This is a genomic window from Inquilinus ginsengisoli, assembly GCF_031453975.1.
Taxonomy (GTDB): domain Bacteria; phylum Pseudomonadota; class Alphaproteobacteria; order DSM-16000; family Inquilinaceae; genus Inquilinus; species Inquilinus ginsengisoli_A.
This window is the reverse complement of sequence record NZ_JAVDPW010000002.1, coordinates 86,324-103,230: the sequence shown is the minus strand read 5'-3', so window position 1 is coordinate 103,230 and position 16,907 is coordinate 86,324. Positions and strand designations below refer to the sequence as shown.

The following is a 16,907-nucleotide window of genomic DNA, read 5'->3' as shown; positions in this document are numbered from 1 at the left end:
TGCAATCCCTCGCGATGATTCTGCATTGGGAAGGCTAGGCGATTTGGCCGGGCGTGCCTATTCAGAGGACGCAGGGGCGCCATCCAGGACGCCGGCCCGGCGCAGCGTCAGCCAGAACGCCAGCGCCCCGGATGCGCCGAGGCCTCCGAACAGGACAAGGATGAGAAGGTATCCCGGCCAGACGGGTATCCGCCAGCCGAGCACGCCGACCGGGACCACTCCGATCAGGAATCCGGTCGCGACGGCCAACTCGGGCCGATGCCAGCGCTTCGCGCGATAGAAAAGCGCCACCGGCAGGCCGAGGATGAGGGTATGGCCGAGCGTGATAATGAAGGCGAAGCTTAAGGCCGGCAGCAACAGGGCCGCAGACTCCTGCCACGCCAACACTACCGAGACGATAGCGGCGGGCACGAGCGCGCCGAGAAGGGTGGCCCCGATCCAGGGCATGGTTTCCTCCTGTCTCATGGAGCCCAGTCAGCCCGCGGCTTGCGCCGGCCGCACCCGCTGCAGCCCTGCCCGCGGCGGCAGGTCGGCGGGTTGCTTCAGGTCCCAGACCAGGCCCAAGCGCTCCAGGGCGCACAGCAGCCACCAGCCGGGATCGGCCTGGCCGGGTTCGAGCCCGAGGCGGGCCGAGTCCGGGAAGGCGTGGTGGTTGCCGTGCCAGGACTCGCCGAAGGTGACCAGGCCGCAATGGCGGATGTTGTAGCCCTGCACCGCCACGCCCTCGACCCGCCAGCCCTGGTCACCGCGGCGGTGCGCGAAGTGTCCGACCAGCCAGTGGCCGGTCAGCGACACCGCCACCCGCACCGGCACGCCCCAGACCAGCCAGGGCAGGCCGCCGATGCTCCAGAACAGGAGGGCCCAGGGCAGCTGCTGCAGCATCCAACTGCGTTCCAGGAAGCGGTAGAACCGGTTCTGGACGACATGGGCTTCCGGCGCGAAGCGGGGCGGGCGGTCCAGCACCAGCCGGCAATGCATCTGCCACCAGGCGTCGCGCAGCATGCCGGCACGGTGGGCGTGCAGGTCGTGGCACTCCGCCTGGCGCTGGGCCCAGTCGCGGGTATCGTGCAGCCGCATCATGCCGACCGGCCCGGCCATGCCGACCAGCGTGCCGAGAGTGACCATGAGGTGCTCGACCCACAGCGGCGCCGCGAAGCTGCGATGGATCAGCAGCCGGTGCATGCCGACGGAATGGCCGGCGCAGATCGTGACGGCGGTGGTGGCGACGAACAGCGCCACGGCGCTCCAACTCGTGGCGAAGGGGGCGAGGCCGAGCGCCGCGACCGTCATACCGCCGGTCCACAGCGACCGCGCCGGGGCCCATTCCACCCGGCCGCGCACTGCGCTGGTTTCGGCATCGGCCATCATCCGCGGGGTGGAGAGACAGGCCATGGGTGCCCCCTTCGTCCCGGCAACGGTTGCGTCGCGCCGTCGAATTCGGTAATTAGGTATTTACCTAACTAGAAGGCGGCGCGGCTGTCAATGGTTAGTTAAATACTTAATTACTGTGTCGAGCTTGTGGCGGGACCATCATGCAGCGTGTTTTCGAAGCCCTGTCGTCGGTCCACCGCCGCAAGATCCTGGCCTATCTCGCCCATGCCGAGCTCAGCGCCGGCGAGATCGCCTCGCGCTTCGAGATGTCGAAGCCGTCGATCTCGCAGCATCTCAGCGTGCTCGAGGCGGCTGGGCTGATCGCCGGGGAGAAGCGCGGCCAGTACGTCTACTACCGGCTGCTGCAGGACAACCTGGCCAACACGCTGAACGGATTCGTCCAGGAGGTCTGCCCGGTCAGCCGTCCGCTGAAGCGCGAGAGCGCGCGGCTGGCCAAGGCCAAGCAGGAGGGTTGAGGCGCCGCCTCAGCCGGCCGGGCCGCCGATCTGCTCCGAGATGCGCGCGGCCGCTTCGCGCAGCGCGGCCAGCGCCTCGGCCAGCGACACCGTGTTCCCGCGCTGCGGCAGGTAGGGCAGGCTCAGCGCCGCGACGGCGAGGCCGGAGGGATCCAGGATCGGCGCGCTCATGTCGGTCAGGCCGGGCGCCGTCTCGCTCGGCGCCACGTCGTGCCCGGTCGCCGCGATGCCCTCCAGCCGGGCCAGGATGTCGTCGACCGGCAGGTCGTCGCGCTGCGCCATGATCCGCACCATCTCGCCGCGCCGTGGCTCCCGCTGGAAGGCGGTGAGGATGCGGGCCGAGACCAGATGGGTCGACAGCGGGAAGACGGCGCCGAGCCGCACCGTCCAGCCCATCGGCCGGTCGGGCTCCGCCTGGGCGACAATCAGGAAATGCTCGCCGCTGGCCATGCTGAGATGGCAGGCCAGCGCGACCTGGGCGGCCAGCGCCTCCATCACCGGCAGCGCCGCCTGCTGCAGCCGGCGGGTCGGCGGGTGCTGCGTTCCCAGCTGGAACAGCCGCAGGGTCAGGCCGTATTCACCGGTCTTCGGATTGCGGGCGACATAACCGCGCCGCTCCAGCACCCCGAGCATGCGGAAGATCTCGCCGACCGATCGGCCGACGCGGGCCGCCAGCTGCTTCTGGGTGATGCCGCCGGGTTCGGCCGCCAGCGCCTCCAGCAGGTCCAGCCCCTTCTCCAGCGCGGGCGCGCCGGGGCGGGGGGCGGTGTCGTCGGCCCCCCTGTCGTCAGCGTTGACTTCATCATCCATATGGCGTTCCATATTTGAAATTATAACGACACCAATGAAATTCGGATACCGCCAAGGTATCCGGCATCGGAGGAACCGCCATGAAGATGCTGTCCCCGGATTCGGTGACGCACTACCAGCAGCATGGCTATGTCGCGCCGATCCGCGCGCTCTCGGCCAAGGAGGCGGCGGAGGCCCGCCGGCAGCTCGAGGCGCATGAGGCCGCACATGGCGCGCTGAAGGGGCCGCTGCGTCACAAGAGCCATCTCCTGTTCACCTGGCTGGACGACCTGATCCGGCATCCCCGCATCCTCGACGCGGTCGAGGATATCATCGGTCCCAACATTCTGGCCTGGGGGTCGAGCTTCTTCATCAAGGAGCCGCACGATCCCGGCTACGTCTCCTGGCACCAGGATTCGACCTATTGGGGCCTCGACCCCGCCGACATCGTCACCGCCTGGGTCGCGCTGTCCGAAAGCACGGCGGAAAACGGGGCGATGCGGGTGATCCCGGACAGCCACCTGCTGGACCAGGTGCCGCATCGCGACACCTTCGCCGCCAACAACCTGCTGTCGCGCGGCCAGGAGATCGCGGTCGAGGTCGATGAGAAGCGGGCGCACATGCTGGTGCTGCAGCCCGGCGAGATGTCGCTGCACCATGTCCGGCTGATCCATGGCTCGGATCCGAACCCGTCGGGCAAGCGCCGCATCGGCTTCGCCATCCGCTACCTGCCGACCCATGTCCGCCAGGTCGTCGGCACGCACGACACCGCCACGCTGGTCCGCGGCGTCGATGCCTTCCACAACTTCGCGCCGGAACAGCGGCCCGAGTCCGACCTGTCCGAGGCGGCGTTGGCGTTCCACGCCCAGGTCACCGGCGCGCACCAGCAGATCCTGATGCGCGGCACCGACCGGCCGCCGGCGGCCTGACGTCACCGATCCGTCCGCGTCCGTCCGGGGCGCGGACGGGCAAGCAATCCGACCGGCCAGCAAGGCCGGCACCATAGGCGACTGGCCGCAGCGGCCGGTCCCATAGGGGAGGGACGCCATGTTCGCGCGCCTGCGGTGGTTCATCGTCTTCCTGCTGTTCCTCGGCGGCGGCATCAGCTACCTCGACCGGGCGGCGCTGTCGATCGCGGCGCCGCTGATCGCCCAGGATCTCGACCTCGACCCCGCCCGCCTCGGCATCGTCTTCAGCAGCTTCTTCTTCGGCTACGCGCTGTTCTGCTTCGTCGGCGGTTGGGCGTCCGATCGGATCGGGCCGAAGAACGTGTTCACCCTGGCCATGACGGTCTGGTCGGTGTTCTGCGGGCTGACCGCGGCGGCCACCAGCATCGCCGCCCTGCTGGTGGTGCGGGTGATCTTCGGCATGGGCGAGGGGCCGTTCAGCGCCACCGCGAACAAGGTGGTCAGCAACTGGTTCCCCCGCCACGAGCAGGCCAGCGCCGTCGGCCTCGCCAATGCCGGCCAGCCGATCGGCGCCGCCCTGGCCGGCCCGGTGGTCGGCACCATCGCGGTGATGGCGGGCTGGCGCATCTCCTTCATCGTCATCGCCGTGATCGGGCTGGCCTGGGTGGCGTGCTGGGTGCTGTTCGCCACCGACCGGCCGGACCAGCACCGCTGGCTCGAGGACAGCGAGCGGGAGACGGTGGAGAAGGCGAGGGCCGACGCCCCGGCGCTGTCCCGGCTGCCGCTCTCGGCCTATCTCCGGCGGCCGGCCATCCTGGCCACCGCCTTCGCCTTCTTCGGCTACGCCTACATCCTCTATTTCTTCCTGTCCTGGTTCCCCAGCTACCTGACCTCGGCCCAGCACCTCAGCATCCAGAAGATGGGCGTGGTCAACGCCATTCCGTGGCTGGTCGGCTGCGTCGGCATGGTGCTGGGCGGCTTCGTCTGCGACCACATCTACAAGCGCACCGGCAACCCGCTGTTCGCGCGCAAGCTGATCCTGGCCGGCAGCCTGGCCATCGCCGCGGTCTGCGTCGCTCTGGCGGGCGTGGTCACGGGCGTCGCCGCCGTGGTGGCGCTGATGGCGATCTCGGTCTTCTTCATGTACCTGACCGCCAACACCTACTGGGCGATCGTGCTGGACACGGTGGAGCCGGGGCGGGTCGGCAGCGTCGGCGGCTTCGTCCACCTGATCGCCAACCTCGCCGGCATCGTCGCCCCGGCGGTCACCGGCTTCATCGTCGAATGGACCGGCAGCTTCGCCGGCGCCTTCGTGCTGACCGGCGCCATCGCCATCCTGGGCGCGCTGTCGGTCGCGGTGTTCGTGCGCAGCCCGGCCAAGGCGGCCATGGCGCCGACCCTGATGCCCGAACGCCTGGCGGGAGCGGTCCTGCCGCGCCGGTGACGGAAGGAGCGGCCGGCTACTTCCCGGCCCGCCACTCCACCACGCCGAAATCGGTGACCAGCGCGACCACCCGGCCGGCCTTGTCGAGGCCGAAATACGATGGGTAGAGGCCGTCCCCGAAGCCGGAGGAGATCATGGCGACATTGCCTGGGCCGGTCGCGTAGAGCAGCCCGCCCCGGTTCTCCGCTTCGGCCCGGTTCATGACGTCGACCAGATCCGCGGTGAGATCGCTGTCCGCGGTCTCTGCCAGATAGGGGGCCTGGACGCTCGCATCCATGAATGCGCCGGTGCCGGTGTCGACCCCGTAGCCGAAGAAATAGCCGGACTTGAGATCCTTCGGGTGCTGACCGGGGTGGAGCGCCATGGTCCAGCGCAGCGCCGGCCGATCGGCGAACAGGATGCGCGCGAACGCCACCCGCTGGTCGCCGGCCGGCAGCCGGGCCATCGCCAGCTGGACCGGGAACGTGCCGGTCGGCACGCTGCGGGTGAAGGCTTCGGCGCCGTCGCAGGCGAAGGGATCGCAAGCCACGATGCGGCCGCTCGGCACGTCCAGGCGGCCGATCTCCAGGCCGGAGAGATGGGTCGCGCCGTCCTTGGCCGTCACCGTGAAGTCGGGGCCGAAGGCCCGCGCGAACACCACCGACCGGGGAAGCGGCGACGCCGCGGCCGGGACGCAGAGTCCGATCAGTATGCCCAGCGCCAGGATCAGGCGCCCTGCGGTCACGAGACCTCGACCGTCACCGGGTCGCGGTTCGGCCGGTCGGGCGCCACCAGTTCGCCGCGCTCCGCCGCCTCCTGCTGCCGGCGCCACATCTCGGCGTAGCGGCCGTCCTGGGCCAGCAGGTCGGCGTGGCTGCCGCGTTCGGCGATGCGGCCGTCCGCCAGCACGATGATCTCGTCGGCGTCGATCACGGTCGACAGGCGATGCGCGATCACCAGCGTGGTCTTGCCGCGGCTGACCTCGCGCAGATTGGCCTGGATCTCGCGCTCGGTGTTGGTGTCCAGCGCCGAGGTCGCCTCGTCGAACAGCAGGATCGCCGGGTCCTTCAGGATGGTGCGGGCGATGGCGACGCGTTGCTTCTCGCCGCCGGACAGCTTCAGCCCGCGCTCGCCGACCTTGGTCTCGTAGCCGTCGGGCAGGCGCAGGATGAACTCGTGGATGCGGGCCATCTGCGCCGCCGCCACCACCTCCTCCTCGCTCGCGCCCGGGCGGCCATAGGCGATGTTGTAGCGGATGGTGTCGTTGAACAGCACGGTGTCCTGCGGCACGATCCCGATGGCGGCGCGCAGGCTGGCCTGGGTCACCTCGCCGATGTCCTGGCCGTCGATCCGCACCGACCCGGCGGTGACGTCGTAGAAGCGGAACAGCAGGCGGCTGACGGTCGACTTGCCCGCGCCGGTCGGACCGACGATGGCGACGGTGTGGCCGGCCGGCACGGTGAAGGTCACCCCCTTCAGGATCACCCGGCGCGGGTCGTAGCCGAACTCGACATCGGTGAAGCTGACCGTGCCGCCCTGCACCTCCAGCGGCGGGGCGCCGGGGGCATCCGTCACATCGGGCGGCACGCCGAGCAGCGAGAACATCTTCTCGATGTCGACCAGCGCCTGCTTCACCTCGCGGTAGACGAAGCCGAAGAAGTTCAGCGGCAGGTACAGCTGGATCAGATAGGTGTTGGCCAGCACGAAGTCGCCGACCGTCAGCTTGCCGTCGACGATGCCTTGGGCCGCCATCCACATCACGGCGGTCAGCCCGGCGGCGATGATCGCGGCCTGGCCGATGTTCAGCAGCGACAGCGAGACCTGGCTGCGTACCGCCGCGCGCTCGTACCGGATCAGCGACGCCTCGTAGCGCCGCGCCTCATGCGCCTCGTTGCCGAAATACTTGACCGTCTCGAAGTTCAGCAGGCTGTCGATCGCCTTGGTGTTGGCCTCCTGGTCGGTCTCGTTCATCTGCCGGCGGTACTTGGTCCGCCATTCCGTCACCATCAGGGTGAAGGCGACGTAGAGGATGACGGTGACCAACGTCACCAGGGCGAACCAGATGTCGAGGATCCACCACAGCACGGCGACGACGAACAGGATCTCGACCAGGGTCGGCAGGATGTTGAACAGCATGAAGCGCAGCAGCGTGTCGATCGCCGCATTGCCGCGTTCGATCGCCCGCGACAGGCCGCCGGTCTGGCGGTCGAGATGGAAGCGCAGCGACAGGCCGTGCAGGTGCTCGAAGGTGGCCAGGCCGGTGCGGCGGATGGCGCGCTGCGCCACCTTGGCGAAGATCGCGTCCCGCAGCTCGCCGAAGGCCAGGCTCAGCACCCGCGCCATGCCATAGGCCAGGATCGCGCCGACCGGCAGCATCAGCGCCAGCCCGCCCTTCATCGACAGGGTGTCGATCGCGTCCTTGTAGAAGATCGGGGTGTAGACGCTGGCGACCTTGGCCGCGATCAGCAGCAGCACCGCGATCACCACCCGCGCCCGCATCTCCAACTGGCCCGGCGGCCAGAGATAGGGCGCGAGCGAGCGCAAGGGGTGACGGCCCTTGGCCGTATCGAGGACGGAGGGGGGTGTGGCGGCGTTCATGCTGCGTAACCTAGGCGGGCGCCGGCCGGGCGGGAAGGCCAAAGCCGTCCCTGGACAGCGCGGACCAGGTTGGATAAAATTGCTTGATTATGTTGCTTATTGGCAACATACTGTGACTTTCACGATCGATTTACGCATAGTGGGCTCCTCTTATCCGATTGCCGCGCTAGGTATTTAAGGTTCGCCGGAGAATTGATCATGTGCCGCCTCGCCGTCCCCCTCTTGTCCCTGCTGCTGTGCTCGGCCGGCCTGCCGGCGACCATGGCACAGGCCGCCCTGGTTCAGGCCGCGCCCCCCACCCAGGCGGCCGCTGGCCTGTCCGACCCGCGCCTGGCGATCGAGGCCGCCATCGGCACCGCCAACACGGTCGCGGTCGGCGGCGTGATCCTGAAGGCCGGCGACGTGCGCGACCTCTACGCCGCGCGCGGCTGGTTCCCGTTGTGGATCGACACGGACGGCCGGCTGGACCGGCGGGTCGACCCGATCGTCGCCCGCCTGGCCAAGGCCGGCGACGAGGGGCTGCGCCCGTCCGACTACTATGTCGAGGCGCTGCAGGGGCTGATCCGCTCCGGCGATGCCGAGGATGTGGTCGCGGCCGAGATCCTGCTCAGCGCCGCGGTGATGCGCTACGGCGCCGATGTCCATTCCGGGCGGCTGGTGCCGCGCGACGTCGACAAGAATTTCGACATCACCCCGAAGCCGGTCGACCGCGCCGGCCTCGCCACCGCCGCGTCGATGCTGCCCGACGCCGATGCGTTCCTGGTCGAGCTGGCGCCGAAGCATGCGCTGTACCAGCAGCTGAAGGGCGCGTTGCGCGGCTATGAGGCGCTGGCGGATGCCGGCTGGCCGACCATCCCGGCCGGCGAGAGCCTGCGGCCGGGGCAGTCGAGCGACCGCGTGCCGGTGCTGCGGGCCCGGCTGACCGCGACCGGCGAGTTCGCCGGCGACCCGACCGACCAGAGCCCGGTCTACGACCCGGTGCTGGTGACGGCGGTGGAGCAGTTCCAGACCAAGCACGGGCTGAAGCCCGACGGCATCCTCGGCCGCGGCACCATCGCCACCCTGAACAAGCAGGGCGCCGACCGGATGAACCAGATCATCGCCAGCATGGAGCGGCTGCGCTGGCTGCCGGACGATCTCGGCGACGACTACCTGATGGTCAACCTCGCCGCCTACACCATGGACATCGTCACCGACGGCAAGCTGGTGCGGACCATGGATGTGGTGGTCGGCAAGCCCGACCTGCCGACGCCGATGTTCAACAGCGCGTTGACCTATCTCGAATTCAACCCGACCTGGACCGTGCCGCCCTCGATCGCGAGCAAGGAGTACCTGCCCAAGCTGCGCAACGACCCGACCTATCTGTCCAGTCGCAACTACAAGCTGTTCTCGAGCTGGAGCGGCGGCCGGGAGATGAGCGACGGGTCGGTCGATTGGCAGGGCGTCGGCGCCGGCGGCATGCGCAACCTGCGCATCCGGCAGGAGCCGGGGCCGGGCAACGCGCTGGGCAAGGTCAAGTTCATGATGGCGAACAACTGGAGCGTCTACCTCCACGACACGCCGTCGAAGAGCTTCTTCCAGAAGGCCGACCGCGCCCTGTCGCATGGCTGCGTGCGCCTGCAGGATCCGATCTGGCTGGCGGACTACCTGCTCGACGGCTCCCCCGACTGGTCGCCGGAACGACGGGCGCGGGTGATGGGCAGCTGGAACCCGACCACCCGAATCAACCTGCCGACTCCGATGCCGCTCTACATCGTCTACCAGACCGCATGGGTCGACCAGACCGGCGAGATGGCGTTCCGCGGCGACGTCTACGGCATCGACGCAAAGGTCATCGAGGCACTCAAGGCCCGCGAAACCCAGCGCGAACAACTCGCATCCTCGCGTTGAACGCCACACTGGACTCTGACGTTGCTCCGATGGGCGGCCGTAATTCGGCCGCCGATTTTTATTTTATCTTGATGTTTTCACAGTGATGTAAGTTTTATATTAGGATTTTTCCGTTTTTTACTTACATCTGTTCCAAAAGTGCGACAGATGTACAACAATGTTGCCGATATGGCACAGTTTTTCTTTGCAATCATATGAAGAAATGGTTGATTCCCGCTTCGTCCTGCCTCAGAAAGGTCTTCATCGAACGTCCGGCGCCGAATAAAGGCGTGTAAAGCGTCAGAAATGCTGGGCGCGCATGTAGTTATGTTAGGAGCAGCGGGGACGATGCAGAGACGGCAATTCCTCAGAATGTCGGCAGGGGCCGCTGCGGCCGTTGCCGTCACGCCACTCGCGCCACTCTCAGCCTATGCCGCCACCAACCGAAGGTCGCTACACCTCTACGACGCGCACAACCTGGTCGAAATCAAGGAAGACTACTGGGTCGACGGCTGGTACAACCCGGACGTCCTGGCCAAGTTCAACTACTTCCTGCGCGACTGGCGCTCGGACGAGGTCCGCGTGATGGACCCGAAGCTGCTGGACATCCTCAATTCGCTGCAGCGCCGGGGCGGGTCGAACGAGCCGATCCATGTGGTCTGCGGCTACCGATCCCGGGCGACCAACGCCATGCTGGCCCGGCGCAGCCGCGGTGTCGCGCGCAATTCCCTGCACATCCAGGGCCAGGCGGCTGACATCTTCATGCCGAATATGAGCTTGGCGAGCCTGCGGTCGAACGCGGTCGCGCTCGACGCCGGCGGCGTCGGCTACTATCCGCGCTCGAACTTCGTGCATGTCGACACCGGCGACGTGCGCACCTGGTAGATCCCGCCGCAAGGCGGAACCGCTCGATGTGAAGAGGGTCGCCTGTGGCGGCCCTTTTCGTTGGGGCCTGCTGAGATCTTCGGGTTGCGGGCTAGGCCCCGGCTCTCGACTTCTATTGTCATGCCACGGCTTGACCGTGGCATCCAGGGGCGGCCAGAGCCGTTCTTGGTGGCCACTGGATTGCCCGGTCAAGCCGGGCAATGACAATTTAGGGGTGAGCCTCCGCGGGTTTGCCAATGACGGCTTTTGGGGTGGCTCCGCATTGCCGCGCCCGCCATCACAGCTCCAGCAACGCATAGGGCTTGCCGCTCGGCTTCTCGATCCCCCAGGCGACGTTGTAGACCGGCGCACCCCCGGGGGTGTGACCCTGATGGACGCCGCGATGGGCGTGGCCGTGCACCACGGCGCTGACGGTGAAGCGGTCGATCGTCTCGGCCAGCCGCGACGACCCCAGGAAGGGGTAGATCTCCAGCGGCTCGCCCTCGATGGTCTCGGCGATCGGGGCATAGTGCAGCACCACCAGCGACCGTTGCGTCTTCACCGTGCGCATGGCGTTCTCCAGCCGCATCGCCTCGCCCACCGCCACCGCGACGAAATCCTTGGTCTCGGGCTCGCCGAAGGAGCCGAGCATCCGCTTGCCGAATCCTCCCGCGAATCCCTTGACCCCGACGAAGCCGACGCCGTCGATCTCGCAGGAGCTGCCGTCCAGGAGATGCATGCCGCCCTGGGTCAGGATGGTCTTTACCTCGTCGACCTGGCCGCCTTCGTAGTCGTGGTTGCCCAGCACGCCGACCACCGGGATCGGGCAGCCGCGCAGATCCTCCGCCAGCCGTTCGGCCTGGCGCGGCGTGCCGGTGTCGGTCAGGTCGCCGCACAGCACCAGCGCGTCGGCCGCCTGCGCGATCTCGCCGAACAGGTCGCGCAGCGGGTCGGAGGTGTCCTTGACATGGATGTCGCCGATCGCGGCGACGGTGAACTTCTCCCGGTCGGGCATGGCCTTTTCCTCACTCATCGCGCCACTCGCCCTCGCCGCCGACATCGGCGAAGCCCCAATCCTCGACCGCGGTGGCGTAGTCGATCCGCGACAGCATGCGGCCGCGGCACACCTTCATCTGCGGCTGCGGCAGGTCGAGCTGGTGGCGCAGCCGGTCCATCAGCTCGTCCATCAGCCAGCGCGGCACCCGGTCGCGTTCGGTCGGGTAGACCCAGCGGAAATTGAGCAGGTGGACCAGCAGCATCTCCCAATGCAGCTCCATGTAGCCCAACAGCCGCCGCCAATCGATCTGGTCATGCTGCTTCAGGATGACATGGACGACATCGGCGCCGTCGTAGCGGTGGCGCATCTGGATGAAGGCCTTCGACCAGATCAGTTCGGTCGGGGCGACGATCCGCACCGTGCTGCCGAACACGTCGATCTCGCGGGCGTGCTCGAACCACTGGTCGTTGACCGGCATGGTGCCGTTCGAGGAGGCGTAGATCACGTCGAAGAAATGTGACCCCTTGTGCACTTTGCCAAGCCAGCGCTCGTCCTCGATCTCGATGGCGTGGCCGAGGTCGTGGAAATGGCCGAGGATGCGCGGGCTGTCGCCGGCCTTGCAGAAGATGTCGAGGTCCTTGGTCGGCCGCGAGATGCCGGTGTAGGCGCTGACGGCGTAGGTGCCGGCCAGCAGGAAGGGCAGGCCGGTCGCCACCAGCTCGCGCAGGGCGTCGGTGTAGAACCCCTCGGCCTGGGGATCATGCGGGGTCGGCGCGGCGGCGGCGATGATCGAGGGAATGGGCCGGTCCTCATCGTGGCGATCATGGCGATCGCGGACGATGGAGCAACCGGAGCGACACGCGATCGGTTCCGATGAAGGGCAGGGGCATCCGGTGCCGGTCGGCTAGGCGCCGTGTTTGCGGCAGAATTCCTCGGCCTCCAGCGCCCGGAAATCGGCCAGCGCCGTGCCCAGCCGGTCATGCGGCCAGTCCCACCAGGCCAGGGCCAGCAGCCGGGCCTCGACCGCCTCGGTCACCCGCCGCCGCAGCGGCCGGGCCGGGCTGCCGGCGACGATGGTGTAGGCCGGCACGTCGCGGGTCACCACCGACCCGGCGCCGATCACAGCACCGGTGCCGACCGTCACCCCCGGCAGCACGATCGCGCCATGGCCGATCCAGACGTCGTGGCCGATCGTGACCCGGTTGCCGCGGCGCCAGTCGAAGAAGCCCTGGTCGTCGGCCTCGCCCAGCCCGTAGGCGGAGGAGCGGTAGGTGAAATGGTGCTGGGTCGCCCGCCAGGTCGGGTGGTTCGGCGCGTTCAGGCGGGTGTAGGCGGCGATCGAGCAGAACCTGCCGATCTCGACGCACCAGGCCATGGCGCCGTCCATCAGGTAGCTGTAGTCGCCGAGCTCGACCTCGCCCAGCACGGCGTTGGCGCCGATCTCGGTGTAGATGCCCAGGCGGCTGTCATTGACCCGCGCGGTCGGGTGGATCAGGGGCTCCAGCCCCAGGGACTTGCTGCTCATCGGTCGGACTCCAGTGGATCTCATCCGGTGGTCTAGACGAATTCGATGACGGTTCTATTGGCGTCGGGCCGGGAAATCACCGATTCGCGAAGGAGGTTGCACCTCTGACGAAATCGGTGCTACCGATCGGACCAACTAGGTGCAACCGGACGGGCAGGGGTCATGGCCAACACCACCTTCGGGATCAAGATCGACGATGATCTGCGCACGCGGCTGAAGGCGGCGGCGGAGAAGCAGGGGCGAACGCCGCACTGGCTGGTCAAGCAGGCCATGCTGGCGATGCTCGACCGGGTCGAGCGTGGCGAGAGCTTCGGCGGGCCTGAGGATGCCGACGGTGTCGACCTGGTCGAAGGCGCCGCCGCGGAGACGGCCGGGCCGCAGCCCTTCCTCGACTTCGCCCAGTCGGTGCAACCGCAGACCGTGCTGCGCGCCAAGATCACCGCCGCCTATCGCCGGCCGGAGGAGGAGTGCCTGCCCTTTATCCTGGCCGGTGCCACCCTGCCCAAGCCGGTGACCGACGGCGCCCGCGACATCGCCCGCACCCTGGTCGAGGCGCTGCGCGCCAAGGGCGTCGGCGGCGGCGTCGAGGGGCTGATCCAGGAGTTCTCGCTGTCGAGCCATGAGGGCGTCGCCCTGATGTGCTTGGCCGAGGCGCTGCTGCGCATCCCCGACCGCGCCACCCGCGACGCGCTGATCCGCGACAAGATCTCGTCCGGCGACTGGCAGTCCCATGTCGGGCAGAGCCCGTCGATGTTCGTCAACGCCGCCGCCTGGGGCCTGGTGGTGACCGGCAAGCTGGTGACCACCAGCAGCGAGGCCGGCCTGTCCGCCGCGCTGACCCGGCTGATCGGCCGCGGCGGCGAGCCGCTGATCCGCAAGGGCGTCGACATGGCGATGCGGATGATGGGCGAGCAGTTCGTGTCCGGCCAGACCATCTCCGAGGCGCTGGCCAACGGCCGCAAGCTGGAGGCCCGCGGCTTCCGCTACTCCTACGACATGCTGGGCGAGGCGGCGACCACCGCGGCCGATGCCGACCGCTACTTGCGCGACTACGAGCAGGCGATCCACGCCATCGGCAAGGCGGCGGAGCGGCGGGGCATCTATGAGGGGCCGGGCATCTCGATCAAGCTGTCGGCCCTGCATCCGCGCTATTCCCGCGCCCAGGCCGACCGGGTGAAGGCCGAGCTGCTGCCGCGGCTGACGGCGCTGGCGGTGCTGGCCCGCAGCTACGACATCGGCCTCAACATCGACGCCGAGGAGGCCGACCGGCTGGAGCTGTCGCTCGACCTGCTGGAGGCGCTGTGCTTCGACCCGGCGCTGGCCGGCTGGAACGGCATCGGCTTCGTGGTCCAGGCCTACCAGAAGCGCTGCCCCTTCGTGATCGACTACATCGTCGACCTCGCCCGGCGCAGCGGCCACCGGGTGATGGTGCGGCTGGTCAAGGGCGCATACTGGGACAGCGAGATCAAGCGGGCCCAGGTCGATGGGCTCGAGGGCTTCCCGGTCTACACCCGCAAGATCTACACCGACGTCTCCTTCCTGGCCTGCGCCCGCAAGCTGCTGGCGGCGCCGGACGCGGTGTTCCCGCAATTCGCCACCCACAACGCCCAGACCCTGGCGACCATCTACAAGATGGCTGGCGAGAACTATTATCGCGGCCAGTACGAGTTCCAGTGCCTGCACGGCATGGGCGAGGGGCTGTATGAGGAGGTGGTGGGCCGCGAGAAGCTGGACCGGCCCTGCCGGATCTACGCGCCGGTCGGCACCCATGAGACGCTGCTGGCCTATCTCGTCCGCCGCCTGCTGGAGAACGGGGCCAACACCTCCTTCGTCAACCGCATCGGCGACCCCGATGTCTCGGTCGACGAGCTGATCGGCGACCCGGTCGAGGCGGCGCGCAAGGTCCAGCCGCTCGGTGCGCCGCACGCCCGGATCGCCTCGCCGCGCGGCCTGTTCGGCGATGTCAGGGACAACTCCGCCGGCATCGACCTGTCGAACGAGCAGCGGCTGGCCTCGCTTTCGGCCGCGCTGCTGTCGGGCGCCGACGCCGTGGTCCGCGCCGTGCCGATGCTGGGCGACGGCGACCGCGACGGACCTGCAAAGGAGGTCCGCAACCCGGCTGACCGGCGCGACCTGGTGGGCCATGTGGTCGAGGCCTCGGCCGAGCAGGTCGACGAGGCCATGGCCCAGGCGGCCGCCGCGGCGCCGATCTGGCAGTCCACCCCGCCGGCCGACCGCGCCGCCTGCCTGCTGCGTGCCGCCGACCTGATGGAGGCGCGGATGCCCGCCCTGCTCGGCACCATCATCCGCGAGGCCGGCAAGACCCTGTCCAACGCGGTCGGCGAGGTGCGCGAGGCGGTCGACTTCCTGCGCTACTACGCCGCCCAGGTGCGGGACGGCTTCTCCAACGACACCCACCGGCCGCTCGGGCCCGTGGTCTGCATCAGCCCGTGGAACTTCCCGCTGGCGATCTTCAGCGGCCAGGTCGCCGCGGCGCTGGCCGCCGGCAACACCGTGCTGGCCAAGCCGGCGGAGGAGACGCCGCTGATCGCCGCCGCCGCGGTGCGGATCCTGCGCGAGGCTGGGGTGCCGGCCGGCGCGGTGCAGCTGGTGCCGGGCGCCGGCCCGGTCGGGGCGCGGCTGGTGGCCGATGCCCGCACCCGCGGCGTGATGTTCACCGGCTCGACCGAGGTCGCCAAGATCATCCAGAAGGTGCTGGCCGACCGGCTGGACCCGGAGGGGCGGCCGATCCCGCTGATCGCCGAGACCGGCGGCCAGAACGCGCTGATCGTCGACAGCTCGGCGCTGCCGGAGCAGGTGGTGGGCGACGTGCTGGCCTCGGCCTTCGACAGCGCCGGCCAGCGCTGCTCGGCGCTGCGCATCCTGTGCGTGCAGGAGGATGTGGCCGACCGCGTCCTGACCATGCTGAAGGGGGCGATGGCGGAGCTGTCGATCGGCAACCCCGACCGGCTGGCGGTCGATGTCGGCCCGGTGATCACCGGCGAGGCGCAGGGCATCATCGACGGGCACATCGAGGCGATGCGGGCCAAGGGCCGCAAGGTCCAGCAGCTGCCGCTGCCGGAGGCCGCGAAACACGGCACCTTCGTGCCGCCGACCCTGATCGAGATCGACGGCATCGCCGACCTCAAGCGCGAGGTGTTCGGGCCGGTGCTGCATGTGCTGCGCTGGCGCCGCAGCCAGCTCGACCAGCTGCTCGACGCCATCAACGCCACCGGCTACGGCCTGACCTTCGGCGTCCACACCCGGATCGACGAGACCATCGCCCGCGTCTCGCACCGCATCGGCGCCGGCAATGTCTACGTCAACCGCAACCTGATCGGCGCGGTGGTCGGGGTGCAGCCCTTCGGCGGCCACGGCCTGTCCGGCACCGGCCCCAAGGCCGGCGGCCCGATGTACCTGTACCGCCTGCTCTCGACCCGGCCCGAGGCCGGCCCGGTGGCGGCCGACCCGGCCGGCGCCGAGGTGGGCGACAAGCGCTTCCACGCGCTGCGGGAGTGGGTATTCCATCTGCGGTCGATCGGGCAGGGGGCGGAGGCCGAGCGCGTCGCCGGCTATGAGGCGCGCAGCCCGCTGGGCGTGACGCTCGACCTGCCCGGCCCGGTCGGCGAGAAGAACAGCTACAGCCTGGAGCCGCGCGGCACGGTGCTGTGCATCGCCCAGAGTGCGGCGGGCGCCGCGCTGCAGGTCGGCGCGGCGCTGGCGACCGGCAACAAGGTTGTGCTTTCGGCCCCGGCGGACGTCGCGAAGACAGTGCTCGGCGCCGTGCCGCAGTCCCTGAAGCCGCTGCTGTCGCGCAGCGACGACTGGGCTGCGGCGGCGGCCGATGCCGTGCTGTTCGAGGGCGACAGCGATGCGCTGCATGCGCTGAACCAGGCGGTGGCGGCGCGTCCGGGCCCGCTGGTGCCGGTCCAGGGGGCGGCCCGCGACGACCTGGCCTCCGGCCGCGCCGGCTACGCCCTGGAATGGCTGCTGCTGGAACGGTCGGTCAGCAACAACACCGCGGCGGCCGGCGGCAACGCCAGCCTGATGACGATCGGGTGAGGCGTTCGGGGTGTCGGGCCGCCAG

The 16,907-nt window shown here is 69.0% G+C and carries 14 protein-coding genes; 6 read left to right on the top strand and 8 right to left on the bottom strand.

The genetic code is table 11. From position 1 onward, the window contains the following. Window positions 1-57: 57 nt before the first annotated feature. Together E9232_RS04285 and E9232_RS04280 are read right to left on the bottom strand one after the other, a co-directional pair. The gene (locus E9232_RS04285) at window positions 58-447 is read right to left on the bottom strand and encodes a hypothetical protein (protein WP_309792347.1); all 390 of its coding nucleotides are present in this window, start codon (window positions 445-447) and stop codon (window positions 58-60) included. 27 nt (window positions 448-474) lie between these two features. Further along, window positions 475-1,392, bottom strand: a complete 918-nt coding sequence (locus E9232_RS04280) for an acyl-CoA desaturase (protein WP_309792345.1) — start codon at window positions 1,390-1,392, stop codon at window positions 475-477. Between the two features lie 140 nt (window positions 1,393-1,532). On the opposite strand from E9232_RS04280, the gene E9232_RS04275 reads away from it, so the two are divergent. Further along, a complete protein-coding gene (locus E9232_RS04275) occupies window positions 1,533-1,847 on the top strand; it encodes a metalloregulator ArsR/SmtB family transcription factor (RefSeq protein ID WP_309792344.1) in 315 nt (104 codons plus the stop codon). 9 nt (window positions 1,848-1,856) lie between these two features. Here the strand turns inward: E9232_RS04275 and E9232_RS04270 are convergent, their stop codons facing one another. Beyond that, entirely contained in the window at window positions 1,857-2,657 is an 801-nt protein-coding gene (locus E9232_RS04270) for an IclR family transcriptional regulator (protein WP_309792343.1), read from the bottom strand. 80 nt (window positions 2,658-2,737) lie between these two features. On the opposite strand from E9232_RS04270, the gene E9232_RS04265 reads away from it, so the two are divergent. Continuing rightward, a complete protein-coding gene (locus E9232_RS04265) occupies window positions 2,738-3,565 on the top strand; it encodes a phytanoyl-CoA dioxygenase family protein (protein WP_309792341.1) in 828 nt (275 codons plus the stop codon). A gap of 118 nt (window positions 3,566-3,683) precedes the next feature. Continuing rightward, entirely contained in the window at window positions 3,684-4,988 is a 1,305-nt protein-coding gene (locus E9232_RS04260; protein WP_309792340.1) for an MFS transporter, read from the top strand. 16 nt (window positions 4,989-5,004) lie between these two features. On the opposite strand, the gene E9232_RS04255 is transcribed toward E9232_RS04260, so the two are convergent. Together E9232_RS04255 and E9232_RS04250 are read right to left on the bottom strand one after the other, a co-directional pair. Beyond that, window positions 5,005-5,712 (bottom strand): DUF4241 domain-containing protein, encoded by a 708-nt coding sequence (locus tag E9232_RS04255; protein WP_309792339.1) that lies wholly within the window; start codon window positions 5,710-5,712, stop codon window positions 5,005-5,007. Next, entirely contained in the window at window positions 5,709-7,565 is a 1,857-nt protein-coding gene (locus E9232_RS04250) for an ABCB family ABC transporter ATP-binding protein/permease (protein ID WP_309792338.1), read from the bottom strand. The genes E9232_RS04255 and E9232_RS04250 overlap by 4 nt, the downstream gene beginning before the upstream one ends. Window positions 7,566-7,763: 198 nt before the next feature. Here E9232_RS04250 and E9232_RS04245 point away from each other — a divergent pair, with 198 nt between their 5' ends. Further along, complete coding sequence (locus tag E9232_RS04245; RefSeq protein ID WP_309792337.1) at window positions 7,764-9,455, top strand: L,D-transpeptidase family protein; 1,692 nt, start codon at window positions 7,764-7,766, stop codon at window positions 9,453-9,455. A gap of 285 nt (window positions 9,456-9,740) precedes the next feature. After that, complete coding sequence (gene mepK, locus E9232_RS04240) at window positions 9,741-10,319, top strand: peptidoglycan L,D-endopeptidase MepK (protein ID WP_510184259.1); 579 nt, start codon at window positions 9,741-9,743, stop codon at window positions 10,317-10,319. Window positions 10,320-10,596: 277 nt separating this feature from the next. On the opposite strand, the gene E9232_RS04235 is transcribed toward mepK, so the two are convergent. The 3 genes from E9232_RS04235 to E9232_RS04225 form a co-directional block, all read right to left on the bottom strand. Next, window positions 10,597-11,313 (bottom strand): metallophosphoesterase family protein, encoded by a 717-nt coding sequence (locus E9232_RS04235; protein WP_309792335.1) that lies wholly within the window; start codon window positions 11,311-11,313, stop codon window positions 10,597-10,599. Between the two features lie 10 nt (window positions 11,314-11,323). Further along, window positions 11,324-12,010: a nucleotidyltransferase family protein gene (locus E9232_RS04230; protein WP_309792333.1), complete on the bottom strand. Its 687-nt coding sequence runs from the start codon at window positions 12,008-12,010 to the stop codon at window positions 11,324-11,326. 189 nt (window positions 12,011-12,199) lie between these two features. Further along, on the bottom strand, window positions 12,200-12,820 hold the full coding sequence (locus E9232_RS04225) for a DapH/DapD/GlmU-related protein (protein ID WP_309792332.1): 621 nt from the start codon (window positions 12,818-12,820) through the stop codon (window positions 12,200-12,202). A 162-nt stretch (window positions 12,821-12,982) separates the two neighbouring features. Here E9232_RS04225 and putA point away from each other — a divergent pair, with 162 nt between their 5' ends. Continuing rightward, window positions 12,983-16,882, top strand: a complete 3,900-nt coding sequence (gene putA / locus E9232_RS04220) for a trifunctional transcriptional regulator/proline dehydrogenase/L-glutamate gamma-semialdehyde dehydrogenase (protein WP_309792331.1) — start codon at window positions 12,983-12,985, stop codon at window positions 16,880-16,882. The last annotated feature ends 25 nt before the right edge of the window (window positions 16,883-16,907 follow it).